Origin of the sequence: Lysinibacillus boronitolerans JCM 21713 = 10a = NBRC 103108, assembly GCF_000772935.1 — a bacterium.
Classification (GTDB): domain Bacteria; phylum Bacillota; class Bacilli; order Bacillales_A; family Planococcaceae; genus Lysinibacillus; species Lysinibacillus boronitolerans.
Map to the genome: position 1 here is coordinate 70,415 of NZ_JPVR01000077.1, position 17,932 is coordinate 88,346.

A 17,932-nucleotide genomic window follows, 5' to 3' on the forward strand; every position below is an offset into this window, starting at 1 on the left:
AAACCCCTTCACTCACAGACAAGTAGAAGGGGTCACGTATTATACGTTAAACCGTTCTCTCATCTTTCAAAGAAAAATCTTTGGGTGATTTGGCACCTTTTCACATTGTGATGGTTGCCGGGCTTCATAGGGCACTTCCCTCCGCCACTCTTCATAAGAGTTCGATATATTTAATGTTTTAGTAATATATTTGATACTTTACCACGCTAGTAAAGTTCAGTCAATTGATTTTTTTAACAATTCATATAAAAATGGTACGGATTGAAAGGCATAAATCTTTTCTGTCACTTTTCCGCCATCACTGATGAGTAGACATGGAACACTTTCAATCTGATGCTCATAGGCAATGTGTTCCAAAAAGTTGATATTTGCTTTACCTATTTGTAGCTGTGGCAGTAATTGTTCAATAATGGACATCATTTTAGATGCCACTGCACACGTTCCACACATCGGTGTATATAAATAAAATGCAGTTTTCTCTCCCGACTGTTTAGCCGCTTCCCACTGCTCTGTTGACCATTCTTCCATTTACTCACGCAACCTTACAAAATATATTCATTATGGATTGAAAAATGTGCACGCAGTAAAATCATCGCTAGCACTTTTCTTGGTGTTGTTTCTACTTCCTTGTACGTTGGCATTGTGCGCAGATGTTCAGCTTCTGGATAATGTCTGTCCATTAATGCACGTAGCTTATCGCCTGAAGTATCTGCATCAAAAAAAGTAAATAGCTCACAGCCCTCATAGGGATCCAGTAGTTCTTCTAATTGATGCACACCAATTGTACCATTCGTACATAGTATTGTAACATTCTCATTCAAAATAGGCTCAATTTGTAGCTTATCTGAGCGCCCTTCTACTATCAAGCATTTTCCCTCGAACATTACGCCACCTCCATTTAGAGATCCCTACTTATAAGTCATTATATAACAAAAAACGCCGGTAGTTGCCGACGTTTTTCGATTATGGCTTGTCTTATTCAGCGATCATTTCTTCGTATTGCTCTGCTGTCATTAGTTTTTCGACTTCTGATGCATCAGCAGGCTCAACAACGATCATCCATGCTTTTTCATATGGTGATTCATTAACGAATTCTGGGCTATCTTCTAAATCTGCATTTACTTCCACTACAGTACCTGAGATGGGTGCATATAATTCAGAAACAGTTTTTACTGATTCTACGCTACCGAATGGATCATCTGTTTTGATTTCGTCGCCAACTTGTGGAAGCTCAACGAATACGATATCTCCTAATTCAGATTGTGCGAAGTGAGTAATACCGATACGTACTTTTCCATCTTCTACTTTTACCCATTCATGTTCTTCAGAGTATCGTAAGTCTTTAGGTGTGCTCATGCAAAAAACCCCTCCATAAATATGTAATATATTCACTTTCAGTGTGCCATACTTCTCCTATAAATACAAGGTTTAATACGGTTATTTCCAAGCTTGCTCAAAATCTACTTCTTTAAAACCTAAAGTAACTTTTTTTCCATCTGTGACGATGGGGCGTTTAATTAACATACCATCTGAAGCTAGTAGCTCAAGCTGCTCATCCTCCGTCATTTCTGCTAACTTGTCCTTTAAGCCAAGCTCACGATATTTCATACCTGAGGTATTAAAAAATTTCTTCAAAGGTTGTCCACTAGCTTGCCAAATAGCTGTTAATTCTTCCTTAGTTGGCGGTTGCTCTGCGATATGTACCTCTTCATAGGAAACCTCATGCTCATTTAACCACTTCTGTGCCTTTTTACATGTTGTACATTTCGGATAATGGAAAAATTGAATCGTCATTACAATGCTCCTCTTCTGTCTTTTTCTGTAGTATACCATCATAGTTGTTTTCAATGGTGAACTTCACTCTTTTTTGTAAGTTTATCCATCCGTTGTGCAAATTTATCCATTGCTTTTACGATTATCCATCTCATATAAAAAACCTAGCTATCTTTTGCAGATAGCTAGGTTAAATTTGCACTATTAAACAATATATTTTTCAGCATCAATTAATTTAACTGAAGCCTCACGCTTCTTCGCAATTAAATTGTATGGATTATTGCGAGTTAGCTTACGCAGTGCAGATAATGTCATACGAGCTGCATCGCCATCTGCGGAAGCAAGAATTGTGTCTTTTGCTTCTTTTTCGATCTCTGCGAATGCTTCCTGACAGAAGATTTGCGTATAGAGCAATTTTTGATGTGCTTTTTCAGCACCATCACGAGCAATTGCCTTTTCTGTACGTAAGACAGCTGATTCCATTGCAAATAATTGGTTTGCGATATTTGCAATGTTCACTAATACTTCTTGCTCTTGATCAAGTTTTGCTCCAAAACGTTGTGCTGCTAAACCTGCAGCTAATACAGCAATTTTCTTCGCATTTTTCACTAAATATTTTTCTTGTGCTAGAGGCTCTGTACCGATGTCCTCTGGCATTAGCATAAGCAGCTCTTGCTGTAAATTTTGAGCAACTTGTAATAATGGTAACTCACCTTTTAGCGCCTTTTTCATAAATGTGCCAGGTACAATCATGCGGTTAATTTCATTTGTACCTTCAAAAATTCGATTGATACGAGAATCACGGTAAATACGCTCAACCTCGTATTCAGCCATAAAGCCATAGCCTCCATGTAGCTGTACTGCTTCATCTGCAATGTAATCTAATGTTTCTGATCCAAAGACTTTTGCAATGGAGCATTCAATGGCATATTCAGCGATAGCGCCTGCAATTACTTTTCCTTGCTTTTGCTCTTCAGGGCTTAACTGACTTAAGCGGTCCTCAAATAGACCAACCGTACGATAGTTTAATGATTCTGATGCATACAGTTGAGAAGCCATTGTAGATAATTTCTCTTTTGTCAGATTGAAATCAGAAAGCTTTGTTTTAAATTGCTGACGTTGGTTTGTATACTGAATAGCTAACTCCAATGCACGCTTCGATCCGCCAATTGTGCCCACGCCTAGTTTATAACGACCAATGTTTAAAATATTGAACGCAATGATATGACCACGACCAATTTCGCCTAATAGATTTTCTACAGGTACTTCCGCATCTTCCAATACTAATGTACGAGTTGATGATGATTTAATCCCCATTTTCTTTTCTTCAGGGCCAACTGAAACACCATTGTAGGCACGTTCTACGATAAAGGCAGAGAATTTATCGCCATCAATTTTTGCGTAGACAACAAATACATCAGCAAAGCCTGCATTCGTAATCCACTGTTTTTCCCCATTTAAAATATAATGTGTGCCAGCTTCATTTAATTTGGCAGTCGTTTTTGCACCTAGAGCATCCGAACCTGAACCTGGCTCTGTTAATGCATAGGCAGCGATTAATTCACCTGAAGCAAGCTTAGGTAAGTATTTTTTCTTTTGATCTTCATTACCGAATAAAACAATTGGTAATGACCCAATTCCAACGTGAGCACCATGTGTGATAGAGAAACCACCTGCAACAGACATTTTTTCAGCGATTAAAGCTGAAGAAACTTTGTCTAATCCTAGCCCATCGTATTCTTCAGGCACGTCTGCTCCAAGTAAGCCTAATTCGCCTGCACTTTTTAGGAGACGCACTGAATGCTCAAATTCATGGTGCTCTAAATTTTCAACTACTGGTAAAACTTCATTTGCTACGTATTCCTCTGTTGTTTTAGCAATCATTTTATGCTCGTCAGTGAAATCTTCCGGTGTAAATACACGATCTAATTCCACATCTTCAATAAGAAATCCGCCGCCTTTAATGAAATCAGTTGTTTTTTCAGTCATGATTAATTCCTCCCAATATATCTTTTTGTTAGTTGATTCCCCTAATGATCATATATAGAAAAGCTTGATGTATACAATGTTCGGAGGCAACCGTAAACAGTACACCTCAAGCTGATCTAGCAAAATTTATAGAATTTCAAATACGCCAGCAGCACCCATGCCGCCACCAATACACATTGTCACGACGCCATATTTCTTCCCTTGACGCTTCAATTCATGAATTAGCTTTAAAGTTAAAATAGCTCCCGTTGCGCCTAATGGATGACCTAATGCAATCGCTCCACCATTGACATTGACTTTCTCTTGGTCGATGCCTAAATGACGTACCACCTGTAATGACTGTGAAGCAAACGCTTCATTAATTTCCCATAAATCAATATCATCGATGGATAAGCCTGCAATTTCCAACGCTTTTGGCACTGCCACGATAGGCCCGATACCCATTACTTCAGGGGGTACACCGCCTACTGCAAAGCCTAGGAATTTTGCCATTGGTGTCAGTCCTTGCTTGTCAGCTTCTTCACGATCCATTACTAGTACAGCTGCTGCACCATCGGAAGTTTGAGAGGCATTCCCCGCCGTTACACTGCCTTTTACATGGAAAGCTGGACGCAATTTTGCTAAACCTTCAACTGATGTACCTGGACGTACACCTTCATCCATACTGAATGTGAATTTTTTTACTTGTGGTTTATTGTTATCGTCTACGTAATGCTGTTCCACTTCGATTGGTACAATTTCATCATTGAATTTACCTTCTTTAATTGCCTTTTCAGCAAGCGTGTGCGAGCGAACAGCAAAAGCATCTTGATCTTCACGACTAACATTATATTGACGAGCTACTTCCTCAGCTGTATGTCCCATGCCCATATAATATTGTGGAGCCGTTTCCGCTAAAGTCGGATTTAAACGTGGTGTATTCCCTACCATCGGCACCATACTCATGGATTCTACACCACCAGCAAGAATGGCCTTTGAGTGTCCTAGCATAATTCGCTCTGCTGCATAGGCAATCGCCTGTAAACCTGATGAGCAAAATCTATTAATCGTCAGAGCAGGGGTTGTATCTGGTAATCCAGCAAGTGCCCCAATACTACGTGCTACATTCATTCCTTGCTCTGCTTCTGGCATCGCACAGCCTAAAATTAAATCATCAATCGGCCCTTCATAGCCTGCTCTTTTCAGTGTTTCTTTGACTACGACAGCACCAAAATCGTCTGGTCTTACTGTTGCTAAAGAACCTTTTTTTGCTTTTCCAATTGGAGTTCGTGCTCCTGCTACAATAACGGCTTCACGCATCGTATTAATCCCCCTTTGTTTCATGTGCAAGATTGGTTTATTTCGTCAATTTAGTTACGAAGTGGTTTACCTTTTAACAGCATGTGTTGCATTCTCTGCTGTGATAGCGGATCAGCAACAAGGCTAAGGAATGCCTCACGCTCTAAGTTCAATAAATATTGCTCATCGACTAATGTGCCGTACGGAACCTTTCCACCTGCAATAACATAAGCTAATTTTTTAGCAATTTTTAAATCATGTTCGCTAATAAAGCCTGACTCAAACATCCCTTGCGCACCGATGAGTAATGTACCATAGCCTGATGCACCGACCACTGGTACTTTTGTTGGTACAGGTGGTTGATAGCCCGCTTCGTAAAGCGCTAATGCCGCCTGCTTCGCATCATACAATTGATGATCTGGATTAACTGAAATACCATCCGCAAAGTTTAGGAAATTATTTTCACGTGCTTCCTCACCAGATGTTGAAACCTTCGCCATCGCAATTGTTTCAAATACTTTATTAGCAATATGTTGATAATCTACCTCTACACCGTTTGGTAAGCCCTTTAGGAATTTTTGATAGAGCGCTTTATTTCCGCCACCACCTGGGATTAATCCAACCCCTACTTCCACCAAGCCCATATATGTTTCCATTGTTGCTTGAATATGTGCAGCTGGTAAGCAAACCTCTGCTCCTCCACCTAATGTCATAGCAAATGGTGCTGCTACAACAGGCTTACGTGAATATTTAATTTTCTGCATGGCATCTTGGAATGCCTTAATGACGAAATCTAGCTCAAATATATTATCATCCTGTGCTTCTACTAAAATCATTCCTAGATTTGCGCCAACACAGAAGTTTTTCCCCTGATTGCCGATGACTAAGCCCTTATAGTTAGCCTCTACTTCATCTACTGCAAAGTTAATCATCTGGATAATATCCAAACCGATCGCATTGGATTGCGAATGGAACTCAAGTAATGCAATTCCATCACCTAAGTCTATTAAACTGGCACCTGTGTTTGATTTAATCACACCATGCTTTTTCTTATAGCGTTTTAAATTAATCTCTTTTTCATTCACTGGCACTTTCACATATTGTGAACCATCATAGTATGCTAAATCACCGTCTAATTCTGTATAGAATGTCTCAAACCCATTTGCTAACATCTCTTTGACAAATGCAGGTACCTCTCGGCCTTCAGCCTCCATTTTCGCCACAGAATCTTTTACGCCTATAGCATCCCAAATTTCAAATGGCCCTTGTTGCCAGCCGAAGCCCCATTTCATCGCGTTATCAATGGCTACGATATCATCGGCAATCTCACCATGTAGCTGTGCAGAATAAAGTAGCGTTGGTGCAAAAATACCCCATAATAGCTCACCTGTACGATCCTTCGCATAGGTTAACGCCTTCACTTTATTGGCTAATCCACGAGTTTGTTTTGCCATTTCAATAGAAGGTGTTTTTAATTTTTTGGCTGGACTATACGTTAAGGTTGCTGGATCAATCTCATGTATCTCTTTTCCTTGTTTTAAGAAGAAACCTTGACCCGATTTTGCTCCTAGCCAACCGTTCGTGACCATTTTTTGTAAAAATTCAGGTACTGCAAATACTTGCTGCTCGTCACCTGTTGTTTGATCGTAAACATTTTTCGCTACATGAATGAATGTATCTAAACCAACTACATCTAGCGTACGGAAAGTTGCAGACTTTGGACGGCCAATAAGCGGCCCTGTTACAGAGTCTACCTCACCAACAGAGTAACCACCTTTTAACATTTCCTGTAAAGTGACTAGTAAACCATATGTTCCAATGCGGTTGGCAATAAAGTTTGGTGTATCTTTTGCAAGTACAACTCCTTTACCAAGCACATCTTCCCCAAACGTTTTCATGAAGCTAACTACTTCAGGTGCAGTTGTATTGGCAGGAATCACTTCTAATAATTTTAAATAGCGAGGTGGGTTGAAAAAGTGTGTGCCAAGAAAATGTTTTTGGAAATCATCTGAACGCCCCTCTGCCATCGCATTAATGCTAATACCTGATGTATTTGAACTAATGATTGTTCCTGGTGTACGAACAGCATCAATTTTTTCGTAAAGACTTTGTTTAATTGATAAATTTTCTACAACAACTTCAATAATCCAATCTACGTCTTTTAGTTTCCCTAGATCGTCTTCAAAGTTGCCAACCGTTAGTAGTGATAAATTTTTCTTAGAAGTAAGTGGTGCTGGCTTTTGCTTTAATAACTTTTGCAAAGCTCCGTTTACAATACGATTTCTTACAGCTGGATGCTCTAAAGAAAGACCCTTTGCCTCTTCCTCTTGCGTCAGTTCCTTTGGTGCAATGTCCAATAGTAATGTTGGTATACCGATATTTGCTAAATGTGCTGCAATTCCAGAGCCCATCACCCCAGAACCTAGAACAGCTGCTTTTTTAATGTTGTAAGTCACAAGCAATTCCCCCTTATTCTCCCATTGAATGAATAGCCATTCATTTTTTGGCCAAAAAAATATCAAGTGTACCTTAGTAAATTTTTTGTCCTTTTGTTGAATGAGATTCCCTCCACTCAACCAAGCACGACTAAGGTTTATCTTCGTTCCAAAACGACACTTCTCAATGAATGAAGATAAAACTACTTTTCTGTTTTTAGTGTAGATTATTTTGTCTAATTTAGCAATCTTTTTTCAAGAATTATTTTTGCAGTATACATCTTTTTTTGTTTTTAACGAGCTAAAAGAGGACAAGAAGTAGCGATCGAAACGGCCAAACAGAAAACTTTCAGATTGCAAGAAAAATGTGTAGAATGGAAAGCAAGGAGAGTGAATACTTAATGAAAACTATTACTACTGCAGAACAATTTAACGAATTAATCGCTGGCGATCAAAAAGTTTTAGTGAAATTTTATGCTGGCTGGTGCCCTGATTGCACACGTATGAATATGTTTATCGATCCAATCATTGAAGAGTACAACCAATATGACTGGTATGAGCTAAACCGTGACGAGCTTCCAGAAATCGCTGATAAGTACGATGTTATGGGAATTCCAAGTCTATTGATTTTCCAAAATGGTGAAAAGCTTGCACACTTACATAGTGCAAATGCAAAAACACCTCAGCAAGTAACAGAATTTTTATCTGCTCAACAATAATGGCGAGAGAGCTGCATTTCTTCTTGAAATGCAGCTCTTTTTGAAAGGAGATTCCATTATGCGTCAACAATTAATACTACTTGGAAAATCACAATACGATGAATCGATTGCGCCAAACTATCGCAATTCTGCCTGTGGACCTACTACGATTCATGTCATCTTAAAATTTTTAAACGAGTCAACTCCTTCTATTAATGAGCTATATAAACTGCTTGGTGGTACAAAAATTGGCTTATTCAAATGGAGACTGATTCACAATCTTCGTCAACTGCTTCCAACCTGGGATATTCGAACTTGTTCATTAAAGGAAGCTTTACAGGAAATTGACGCAGGCCGACCAGTTGCTATGCGTTTTGATCGCTATTTTAGCCTTCAGTGGCGAGATAAAAAATCAACCTTTGCTTATCATTGGGTACCGCTTATTGGCTATGAGATAAAAAATGATGAACTATGGCTAATATTCCATGATAATGGTGGTCCACAACGTGATAGCCAAATTCGACAGGCTCTCTATAAAGATAACGAAAAGGTATTATCCTTTGTTAAATTAGCACCTTACTAGGGCAAACTACAGACTATTAATTGCTCTTTTTTAAGGTGTCTTTAATTACCTCTGCAAAAATATCAGCAGTTCGATAGGTTTCTTCCAGATTATTTTCCGCCCCTCCAATATTTAGTAACAATGAATTTCCATGCAGGTCTTGATTATAGGTATTGGCTGGTCTCTCTCCCTTTTCTATAACTCCTCTCGATAGCCCAGGGTATCGTTGCTCCAATTGTTCATGAAGCTGTACAGCAAATTGTTTATTCTGCTCATAATTAATACTGATTTTCGAAACAATAAATTGGATCTTTGCATATGATTTACCATTTATTTCGATCGTTGAATCACTTCTACTACTGGAATCTCGGTGAATGTCAAACACCATCTGAATACTGTCATTGTCTTCTAACGCTTTTTTTAAATAGTAACCAGAAAATAAATAGGCTTCTGTGTATTGCTTATTATATTTTTCTAAGACGCCAAAGATATCTGAATTATCATGAATGGCATTAATTTGCATATCATTTAATGCTTTACTTAACCTTTTCCCAACAAGCGTAACATTTTTCGTTTCACTCACTGCCGTCCTCTTTTCCTTTTGTACGTCAAGTTCGGGAAAATAAGATTCCCGATTATGCGTGTGATAAATGTAAACTAGAGGCTTTGCTAACGTTTGTGCAGATTGTCCAAATGTATGGTTGACCCCATCTCTTTCAAGAATTAGCAAACAAAAAACGAAAATAGATACGAAAACGCCGCTTGAAATAATCGTCGTAAATCTTATAAATTTCCTTTTTTTCTCTAAGTCCCTCGCCTTCATTCGAAGCATCTTTTCCGTTGTGCTTTTAAACTCTTTTGATGGATGCTGAGGGTACAATTCTTTTAGCTCATCCATTAATTCCTGCTCATTTTGCATTTGGCAAAGCCCCCTCTACATCTATATTTAGTTTGTTTTTCAGAATCTTCAAAGCTCGATGGTAATCCACTTTAACTTTCGCCATACTGCATTGTAAAACGGCTGCAGTTTCACTTACTGAAAATTCATTAATACCTCTGAGAATGACAACAGCTCGGAAATTGGGCTTTAATGTTGCAATAGCCTCATGGATTAATCTTTTCGTTTCTGCTATTTCAAATTCTTCATCTGGTTTCTTATCGCTTGATGCTAACTGTTTAAAAAATCCCTCTTTAAATAAGGTCGTAAATCTCTTTTTTCGATAATGATCGATTGCTACATGTTTTGCTATTGATAATATCCAAGTATTTAAAGGATAGTTACTATTAAATTTTGGTAAACTTTTCAAAACTCGAATAAATACTTCTTGTGTTAAATCCTCTGCATCATTTCGATTACCCATAAAATAAATCAAAAACCGATATACATCCAAATAATACAAATTGTAAATTTCTACTATTTTTGATTCTAAATTAGGCGAATCAAACAAGCTCTCCCCTCCTCCATGTATTGTCACTTATAATTCGTTTGAAAGTGAAAAAAGGTTACAAAAAATTTCAATAAAAAAAGCAGAGCATATGACTATACTCTGCGATGATCAACTAAATAAGGGTATACAAAGATCGGGCGTGCTTGGCAATTAGCGTGTAGCCATGCTCTTCTATTTCTTTAAAAATATGTGGTTCATACGTCGGTACCACAAGACTCGTAAAATCCGCATCAATTGGTACATTGGTTTGAATTGTTGCAAGCTCATGTGATAGCTGCAACATTTCTAAATTATCCTGGATTTTTGTTCTTTGGCCTGGCTTCAATTCACCAAGTGATGCCAGTATTTTGTCTATCGAGCCATATGTTTGAATAAGCGTTAACGCTTGTTTAGGGCCAATCCCTTTCACACCTGGATAGCCATCACTTGAATCACCCATAAAGGCTTTCACCTGTGCAAACTGTGAAGGTTCAATACAATATTCTTCTTTAAAGCGAGCATGTGTATAAATATCGTATTCTGTATAGCCCTTTTTCATAAACGCAATTTCTGTAGATGGTCTTAAAAGCTGAAGTAAATCCTTATCTCCACTAATGACCGTAATGTCTGCCTCGTCCTGCCATTTTGTAATCATGGAGCCAATTAAATCATCCGCTTCCATGCCCTTCACGCCGAAATTTTGCCAGCCCATTTGCTGCGATAAATTTTTCGCCATATCAAATTGTGGTAGCATCTCCTCTGGTGGTGCTGGGCGATTCGCTTTATAGCCATCAAATAAATCATTGCGGAATGTATGTGCCCCCATATCCCAGCAAACCGCCATATGTGTTGGCTTCATAATAGTTTGTGCTGTTAGAACATGGCGCACAAATCCTTGGGCTCCATTCGTTGGTGTTCCATCTGCCAAGCGAATAAAATGCCCCATGGCAGCCGAAGCGAAAAAAGAACGGAATAACAGTGCCATACCGTCGACAATCAATAATTTTGGTTTTGTTGTCATAATAAATTTCCTCTCTATTACAATACAAAGTTTGTATTAATTTATTGTTTTCTACTTAAACATTATAGCAAACTTTCAAAAATCAGCATTGTTAATACTCGGAAATACGCTTGCTCTACAACATAACCTTCCCTTTTTTCGAAATACGATTGCGATGATCTAGCTGAATGCCTGTTAACCATTGCAAAAATGCCGTCACACCGATTTTAACAGTTTCTGGACGCAGTATGCCTTCTTTAGGATCAGCATAAACAAAGTCAATATGACGAACACCCTCATTTTCTCCAATAAGCTTGAGGATATCAAACAACTCATAAGCAGTTAAACCACCTGGCGAGGCTGCAGGAACATCACAGGCAAATACAATATCAAGTGCATCTAAATCCACTGACACATAAATACGATCTACTTCATACATAAGCTGACGTAGCATTTCACGTATTGTGAGCTGAATACCATCACGTCGCATTTGCTTTAACGTAATCATATGGATGCCTTGTTCTTTAGCATAATGTATCATTTCAGGTGAATTGAAAAATCCATGCAAACCGACATTATAGACATGTCTCCCCTCAACAACCCCTGCTGCAATTAACTGATGAATTGGAGAATCTTGCGCTAAACCAATTTCCTCTTGGTTTCTTGCATCTAAATGCGTATCAATCTGAATGATGCCAATCCGATCCTGTGGGAAGGCATTTTTTATACCCTTTATGGAGTGCGCGGTAATTGTATGATCTCCCCCAATTAAACAAGTAAAGCTTCTTTGATAGGCTATACTTAAATTTTCTGCAGCGGCCTCAATGGCAGATTCCGAAAGCATTCTATCCTTTTCTAGAATCGCCACATCCCCGATATCCACAACTGAAAGGGCACGCAAATTCACCTGCTCATCTAGATTATACGATTGAAAACCTGGCCAAGCCTTTCGAAACGCTGTTGGGTACTGTGCTTTTGATGACGCACCATTGGCATACGATAAAAGAGCACCATATACAACAATATCTACCTCATTTGGATTCGGATTTGCTTGCTGCTTTATCCACTGATGCATAGCTGATCCATTTTCCTGCTTCCATTGGCATTCTGATTGTATAAACATATTCATCTACCACCTTCTTCTCTATTCCACTCAAGTTAAATTGACCTACACTAATTGTTGCTCTCCTATAAATGTCCTAACATATTTTCTCTATAGTAATAGTACCATTCGTACAATGATTTTCGTCAAAGATTTTCTTTTTTCCTTTTATATTGAAAATATTCTTTTGATCAAACAAAAAAAGCAAACTTGAAATCAGTTTGCTCAGAAATTGCATGTATTTAAGTTAGGGTTATGCCAATTCTCTGCTTTGTGAGCGGGTTTCAACCTGCTTTTATCAAATACTCTTCAAATAGCCACCCTTATTTTTGCCAATACTTAGGTCAACTCTTCGTCGAGAAATCCCTCTTATCAAGCAGAGTCCCCCTCCATTTCGACTACTTTTGCTGTTTCGAATGGCTTTCGCAAAGTTCTGCTACCTCATACATGGAATAGCTTTGGAAATCATATTGGCTACGCAGCTCTTGATGATAACTTAATAGCTCTTCTAGCATCGCCAAATTCTTATCAGTATGCTTGCCAAAATTATGAGGGTGCCACCATAAATGATAAAAGGCTTGTGCCTGTGCAGCCTTGAGCATGCCTTCCTTTATTCGCTTTACTTTTAAATTTTCGAATATCCGCAATGGACTACAGTATGGCCTTAAAAAAGCACTTGATCGAATATTAATCAGTTGCTCCTCTTGCATTTCTTCCAAGGTGGCTATATGATGGCCAGTTATATTCCAATAGCTATCTATCCACTTCTTAGCACCTAAAAGTCTTCCCTTTTTCGTAAACTTTTGTGCGTCATATAGTACATGATTTTCGGTGCCTCTATAGCAAACATATCCCGCTTCTAAACAAGCTGTAAAATAGTCTTTGTTTATTTGATTACGAGGAAACACAATGGACTTCATGGGCGCAGTATAGCCGTCACTGATTGTTTTAGTTGCATGTAAATCAGCACAAAAGGCAGCTTTCGTTTGGCCCTTCTCCAAGCAATAAAAATGAGAAAAGGTATGACTTCCTATTTCCTGATGTGGTGTACGTTTAATTTCCTCAATTAATGATTTACCAAAATGCAGGAGATCCTCTTGTTCATTGTCGCCTACTTTTGCTAGCTGTGTATGTGCTGCAAAGCGCATATTTTCATATTTCACAGGGATACCTCGTAAATAATGAGCCATTTCTGCCTTTGATTCAGCAAATAATAATCCAACGGTAGCCCAAGTTGCATGGATGTCATATTGCTCAAATAACGCTAGTATCCTGGGCAAGGCTTTACGTACACCATATAGGTTTTTATTGTATTGTCCATAACGAAATACGTCATGGACACCCCAATTTAGCTCAAAATCTAATGAAATAACGAGACCCCCACCATTCATGTTGCTACTTCCTCCATTTTTGCACACCTAGTAGTAGTGCACGTATTTTTGATTGGATAATGTAGCCTGAGTAAACATGAACAACCTGGCCACCAAAGCTCAATTTAAAGGCTCGTACATTTCGATTGTCCGTTAATTCCCCCATATCATATAAGACAAAACCTTGCTCCTTTAGATGTAGCAGGTTATGCCAAATCAAAAACCGATTTGCATACCGGAAAGGACGTTTTAATTGGGCAGGCAAAGCTGTTGCATGACATGTTGCCTCGTAATAAGACATCGCTTTTTTCTCATGCACAATATCTAATCGATAACATAATGTCTGTCCACAAAAACTCTGGATCTCCGATAATAATAATGCGCCCTGCTGATTGAGAAGCAGGATGGTTTCCATTTGCGACTTGCCGATGGTTTCAATTTTCTTCCTTTTGGCAAACTGATTGTAAAATTGCTGAAAAGCTCTCAAGTTTTCTATGGATGGCTCTTTATACAAAATGACTTGATACGATTCTTTTTGGGCACGTCGTAAGATTTTACGATTACCTTCAGACAGTGCTAAATACAATGAAAGCTCATGCTCTTGTAAATGAATATGAATTGTTTCGCTTTTCACAAGCTTCCGACTTGGTACTAGTGAATGCGTATAGCCTACAACTTTCATAGACTTTCGAAAATTGGCTGGCTTTTCGAGAAAATAAAAATGCTGCATTGCGATATTCCATCGCTTACTTTTAATGGACAGAATGTACATCGCCCCCACTCTCTGTATATTTTTCTACATGGTGTCGCTCAAAACGAGCAATTTTATAATGTTTCATTCGAGAAATAGGTTTATAGCCTAGCTGTACTAAACGCTTGCGCTTGCGCCATTGCCAAAAACTTACCGTTACCCACAATGTTTGTGCTGGTTTTATTTTTCGGAAAAAAGCTGTAATAATATCGATTTGTTTGAAAACATCATAGGCTAAAAAATAGGTTTGCTTCGGTAAGGCTTCTACAATTTGCATTGAATCCACTCGCCAATTTGCGGCATGTAATGCAAACGCTGGCTTATTCGTTTCTGCAAAGGAGTCTTTATAGATTGTATAGCCCTTATAAAAGAGGGCCATGACTTCTTCCTGATCAAGCTGCATCGCTTCCTGAATCGACATTTCTTCAAATAAATTCCCGACAGGTTGCTGTGGTGATACGTCCTCTGATGGGGATAACTCATACAGCTCCACTTGTTTCAACCGAATAAATTTTTCTACGAATTGTTGTCCATATTCTAGCCAATCTTTTACCTTTCCATACTTTACTAAATAACGTAAATGGCCCAGTGTGTTACGCTTCCAATCTACGACTCGATGGTTCCCTTTCATATATTCCTTAAGTCGTTGCTTTAACGATAAAAACCCTGCCAGTAAATTTGTACGTTTCGTACCGCTGCTAGCAAGCATCTGTCTTGTAAAATCAATGTCGGAGCGCCAGTCAAATTTATATTGCTCATAGCCTATACTCATATCAAATAAGCGATAGTTAGCAGCAAACGTTCGCTGGATGGTTTCCTGATTGATTATCCGACCAGCGCCAAATAAATTAAAGGTTGGCTCATGCGCAAGAGCATATGTCACATAGCGACCACGACAACATAATCCATAGGTGAAAGCAATCCACTGGTTTTCAAAGACAAGTGCATCGACCTCTACCTGTAATGCCTCACCTTTAAGCATCGTTAAACGCTCAAAAAAATCTCTCTTCTTGCCTTTTGTAAAGCCACTTGTATCCAGTTTTTTTGCCCATCGACGATCAAATAATCGAAACATTTGCCAAAGCTCGTCCTGTGAAGGTTCGCGCCTTGCTAAGGAGCCTAAATTTTTTAGTTTTCGTTCTCGTCGATCAACGCCATGCATTTTTCGACGTTGGTTGAAATGGTGCTGAAAATCTATTTCTGAAAAGGCAAGATAGGGTGTCACAACTCGGAAAAGACTTGTACGTAATTGTCTTTCTACAAAGTATTGCTCTAAGATTTTAGTAGACATCTTACTTTCTAATAAACCATGCAAAGAAAAAAGAATATGTCGATGCTTTTTAATAAGCTCATCAAAAACAAAAGTTGTAGCTTGCTGTAACCATTCCTTTTTAGACACAACCCCTGTATAATTGGCGATGTTTTCTCCTGCAAAAGCATACACCCTTACCCCTAAGCGAATAGACACTGTAAAGGGGAAAAAAGCCATAATCGTACCCTCATGTTCAATGGCGTAAAGCTCTACACGCTCTTTCCGACCTACAATTTGCCACCAATTATAAAACCAAGCAAATTCTATAAACGGATTATCATTGTCCTCTTCTTCTAAAATGGCATCCCAAATTTCCTTGTACCACATAAGCTCATCATCAGTTCTAATGCGAATTAATTGCAATTTAATCCCCTTTCTTCACTAGTTCTGAAACAGCCTGTTGATAAACAGCCAATGTTTTTTGATACATGGGGTTAAAGGTGAAATATTGTAAATAACGGTGTTCACTTGCCGTCCCCATTTGCTTTCTTAAAGTAGCATCCATTAATAATTGACGCAGCCTCTTCTGCAATAATTCGTTATTCTCTCGTTCCACTAAAAATCCGTTGTCATAATCAAAAATAAGCTCTTTCACACCACCTACATTTGTTGCAATAATAGGAAGACCTACACGCATCGCTTCAATAATCGAAATCGGCAAGCCTTCCCAATCTGATAACAGAACAAACAGGTGGCATTTCTCTAGATAAGAATGAACGTCTAATTGATTACCTAAAAATGTTACACGATTCGACAAACCATTTTGTTCAACGAAATGTTCTAGAGCTGGACGCAGAGAACCATCCCCAATCAATTGAAGGTGCCAGGGGATATCCGTCAGTTCCGCTAAAGTCTTTAACAAAATATCTTGTCTTTTAGGCACTTCAAAACGAGCAACCATGACAATGACTGGCTGCTCCTCCATGCATATCTTTTCAGTTGTCTCACTTCTCTCTATAGGGTCAATGCCATTATGAATCGTCAGTAATTTATGAGCAGGAGCAACCTTTTTCAGTAGTGCTAGTTCCCGATCATATTCAGACACCGTAATAATTTTTGTCGTGAATGGCTGAATTGATTTTTCCAACCGATGATAGAACAGCTTTTTCTTTTGAGGAACACCTTCTGTAAAGCTCCAGCTGTGTGCCGTAAAAATAGTAGGAATTCGTAACAAACTACCGACTACGCGACCAATCACACCAGCCTTGGATGAATGGGTGGCTATAACGTCTGGTTGTAGGTGTTTGAAAACGGCTCTTAATTGCCAAAATGCTTGAAAATCTTTCGTTATATGAATAGCCCGTTGAAGAGCAGGCACACTGATAACAGGAATTTTATGCGCTTGTAAGTGCCACAGTGATGGTTGATAGGAGCCCGTCACTACTGTGACATCATGCCCATCCTGTTTTAAGTGGATAGCAAGTGCCTCCACATGCTTTTGTGCACCTCCAACTTTATCCATTCGTGTAATAAGCTGAACGATCTTCAGTATGGCCACTCCTTATTTTTTAATAAGCACCTGTGCGTGCAACGACAACATAAATTGTCTTAAACAAAATTTGGACATCCAACCATAAGGAATAATGATCAACGTATTCAATGTCATATGATATTTTTTGTCCATGTGAAATATTCGACCTACCGTTAATTTGAGCTAGGCCTGTTAATCCTGGCTTTACCTCCAAACGTCGAGCCTGTAAGGAATTATATGCATTCGTAATCGTTGGTACCTCAGGACGTGGACCTACAATGCTCATATCACCCTTTAACACATTTAAAAGTTGTGGGATTTCATCTATACTGAGCTTTCGTAGGATAGCGCCTACTTTTGTGATGCGTGTATCTTGCTCTGTTTTAAAATAATAATCATCAGGGATACCATCAGCACAAATAGTTGGCATATTAACTGGAACGGCCTGAATACACATTGTCCGTAGCTTCCAAATCACAAAGCGGTGATGATCGAGGCCAGTTCGGATTTGTTTAAAAAATATGGGGCGACCTGTCGTGATGAGTAAAATGAGGAATACAGCTAGCATTAGAGGAATCGTTATAAAAAGCAAAAATAATGCCCCAATAATATCAAATATTCTTTTGCCGTACTGACCATAGAATGTGAGATTCTGAGCTGTCTGAACGTGCAATACATCATCCTTTGCATTTTTTTAGCACTTAACTCTATATATTCATTTTGAACATTTCTAGAACTATTTTAGAAAAAGTGCTTATTTTATG

The 17,932-nt window shown here is 38.7% G+C and carries 18 protein-coding genes and 1 riboswitch; of the genes, 2 read left to right on the forward strand and 16 right to left on the reverse strand.

Going from position 1 to position 17,932, the window contains the following annotated elements; translation table 11 throughout:
* Positions 1–56: 56 nt before the first annotated feature.
* Positions 57–160: riboswitch (SAM riboswitch) on the reverse strand.
* A gap of 56 nt (positions 161–216) precedes the next feature.
* The 7 genes from CD31_RS14735 to CD31_RS14765 form a co-directional block, all read right to left on the reverse strand.
* Entirely contained in the window at positions 217–528 is a 312-nt protein-coding gene (locus CD31_RS14735) for a thioredoxin family protein (RefSeq protein WP_036078640.1), read from the reverse strand.
* 14 nt (positions 529–542) lie between these two features.
* A complete protein-coding gene (locus CD31_RS14740) occupies positions 543–884 on the reverse strand; it encodes a toprim domain-containing protein (RefSeq protein WP_004228229.1) in 342 nt (113 codons plus the stop codon).
* Positions 885–975: 91 nt separating this feature from the next.
* Positions 976–1,356 carry a glycine cleavage system protein GcvH gene (gcvH, locus tag CD31_RS14745; protein ID WP_004228227.1) on the reverse strand — a complete coding sequence of 127 codons (381 nt, stop codon included), beginning with the start codon at positions 1,354–1,356 and terminating at the stop codon, positions 976–978.
* 81 nt (positions 1,357–1,437) lie between these two features.
* A complete protein-coding gene (locus CD31_RS14750; protein ID WP_004228225.1) occupies positions 1,438–1,794 on the reverse strand; it encodes an arsenate reductase family protein in 357 nt (118 codons plus the stop codon).
* Positions 1,795–1,977: 183 nt separating this feature from the next.
* On the reverse strand, positions 1,978–3,762 hold the full coding sequence (locus CD31_RS14755) for an acyl-CoA dehydrogenase family protein (protein ID WP_016993952.1): 1,785 nt from the start codon (positions 3,760–3,762) through the stop codon (positions 1,978–1,980).
* Between the two features lie 126 nt (positions 3,763–3,888).
* Positions 3,889–5,061, reverse strand: a complete 1,173-nt coding sequence (locus tag CD31_RS14760; protein ID WP_036078642.1) for an acetyl-CoA C-acetyltransferase — start codon at positions 5,059–5,061, stop codon at positions 3,889–3,891.
* 50 nt (positions 5,062–5,111) lie between these two features.
* Positions 5,112–7,496: a 3-hydroxyacyl-CoA dehydrogenase/enoyl-CoA hydratase family protein gene (locus tag CD31_RS14765; protein WP_036078644.1), complete on the reverse strand. Its 2,385-nt coding sequence runs from the start codon at positions 7,494–7,496 to the stop codon at positions 5,112–5,114.
* A gap of 353 nt (positions 7,497–7,849) precedes the next feature.
* Here CD31_RS14765 and CD31_RS14770 point away from each other — a divergent pair, with 353 nt between their 5' ends.
* Together CD31_RS14770 and CD31_RS14775 are read left to right on the forward strand one after the other, a co-directional pair.
* Positions 7,850–8,194: a thioredoxin family protein gene (locus CD31_RS14770; protein WP_081010969.1), complete on the forward strand. Its 345-nt coding sequence runs from the start codon at positions 7,850–7,852 to the stop codon at positions 8,192–8,194.
* A gap of 58 nt (positions 8,195–8,252) precedes the next feature.
* The gene (locus CD31_RS14775; protein ID WP_036078648.1) at positions 8,253–8,756 is read left to right on the forward strand and encodes a C39 family peptidase; all 504 of its coding nucleotides are present in this window, start codon (positions 8,253–8,255) and stop codon (positions 8,754–8,756) included.
* A gap of 16 nt (positions 8,757–8,772) precedes the next feature.
* Here CD31_RS14775 and spoIIP read toward each other — a convergent pair whose 3' ends face one another.
* From spoIIP to CD31_RS14820, 9 genes are all read right to left on the reverse strand, one after another.
* Positions 8,773–9,654: a stage II sporulation protein P gene (gene spoIIP, locus CD31_RS14780; protein WP_036078649.1), complete on the reverse strand. Its 882-nt coding sequence runs from the start codon at positions 9,652–9,654 to the stop codon at positions 8,773–8,775.
* On the reverse strand, positions 9,644–10,183 hold the full coding sequence (locus CD31_RS14785; RefSeq protein ID WP_036078650.1) for an RNA polymerase sigma factor: 540 nt from the start codon (positions 10,181–10,183) through the stop codon (positions 9,644–9,646). Before CD31_RS14785 ends, spoIIP begins: the two co-directional genes overlap by 11 nt.
* Before the next feature lie 112 nt (positions 10,184–10,295).
* Positions 10,296–11,183 (reverse strand): 5'-3' exonuclease, encoded by an 888-nt coding sequence (locus CD31_RS14790; RefSeq protein WP_036078653.1) that lies wholly within the window; start codon positions 11,181–11,183, stop codon positions 10,296–10,298.
* A gap of 115 nt (positions 11,184–11,298) precedes the next feature.
* Positions 11,299–12,285, reverse strand: a complete 987-nt coding sequence (locus tag CD31_RS14795) for an agmatinase family protein (RefSeq protein WP_016992339.1) — start codon at positions 12,283–12,285, stop codon at positions 11,299–11,301.
* Positions 12,286–12,662: 377 nt separating this feature from the next.
* The gene (locus CD31_RS14800; protein ID WP_036078656.1) at positions 12,663–13,655 is read right to left on the reverse strand and encodes a polysaccharide deacetylase family protein; all 993 of its coding nucleotides are present in this window, start codon (positions 13,653–13,655) and stop codon (positions 12,663–12,665) included.
* Positions 13,656–13,659: 4 nt separating this feature from the next.
* Positions 13,660–14,406: a hypothetical protein gene (locus CD31_RS14805; RefSeq protein ID WP_244905034.1), complete on the reverse strand. Its 747-nt coding sequence runs from the start codon at positions 14,404–14,406 to the stop codon at positions 13,660–13,662.
* A complete protein-coding gene (locus CD31_RS14810) occupies positions 14,387–16,060 on the reverse strand; it encodes a GNAT family N-acetyltransferase (RefSeq protein WP_036078657.1) in 1,674 nt (557 codons plus the stop codon). Before CD31_RS14810 ends, CD31_RS14805 begins: the two co-directional genes overlap by 20 nt.
* A gap of 1 nt (position 16,061) precedes the next feature.
* Positions 16,062–17,195: a glycosyltransferase family 4 protein gene (locus tag CD31_RS14815; RefSeq protein WP_176408498.1), complete on the reverse strand. Its 1,134-nt coding sequence runs from the start codon at positions 17,193–17,195 to the stop codon at positions 16,062–16,064.
* Positions 17,196–17,205: 10 nt separating this feature from the next.
* Entirely contained in the window at positions 17,206–17,841 is a 636-nt protein-coding gene (locus CD31_RS14820; RefSeq protein WP_016992335.1) for a sugar transferase, read from the reverse strand.
* Positions 17,842–17,932 lie beyond the last annotated feature (91 nt).

Coding starts and splice junctions, on each gene's coding strand:
- CD31_RS14735 (WP_036078640.1), bottom strand. CDS start 528: ATGGAAGAATGGTCAACAGAGCAGTGGGAAGCGGCTAAACAGTCGGGA.
- CD31_RS14740 (WP_004228229.1), bottom strand. CDS start 884: ATGTTCGAGGGAAAATGCTTGATAGTAGAAGGGCGCTCAGATAAGCTA.
- gcvH (WP_004228227.1), bottom strand. CDS start 1,356: ATGAGCACACCTAAAGACTTACGATACTCTGAAGAACATGAATGGGTA.
- CD31_RS14750 (WP_004228225.1), bottom strand. CDS start 1,794: ATGACGATTCAATTTTTCCATTATCCGAAATGTACAACATGTAAAAAG.
- CD31_RS14755 (WP_016993952.1), bottom strand. CDS start 3,762: ATGACTGAAAAAACAACTGATTTCATTAAAGGCGGCGGATTTCTTATT.
- CD31_RS14760 (WP_036078642.1), bottom strand. CDS start 5,061: ATGCGTGAAGCCGTTATTGTAGCAGGAGCACGAACTCCAATTGGAAAA.
- CD31_RS14770 (WP_081010969.1), top strand. CDS start 7,850: ATGGAAAGCAAGGAGAGTGAATACTTAATGAAAACTATTACTACTGCA.
- CD31_RS14775 (WP_036078648.1), top strand. CDS start 8,253: ATGCGTCAACAATTAATACTACTTGGAAAATCACAATACGATGAATCG.
- spoIIP (WP_036078649.1), bottom strand. CDS start 9,654: ATGCAAAATGAGCAGGAATTAATGGATGAGCTAAAAGAATTGTACCCT.
- CD31_RS14790 (WP_036078653.1), bottom strand. CDS start 11,183: ATGACAACAAAACCAAAATTATTGATTGTCGACGGTATGGCACTGTTA.
- CD31_RS14795 (WP_016992339.1), bottom strand. CDS start 12,285: ATGTTTATACAATCAGAATGCCAATGGAAGCAGGAAAATGGATCAGCT.
- CD31_RS14800 (WP_036078656.1), bottom strand. CDS start 13,655: ATGAATGGTGGGGGTCTCGTTATTTCATTAGATTTTGAGCTAAATTGG.
- CD31_RS14805 (WP_244905034.1), bottom strand. CDS start 14,406: ATGTACATTCTGTCCATTAAAAGTAAGCGATGGAATATCGCAATGCAG.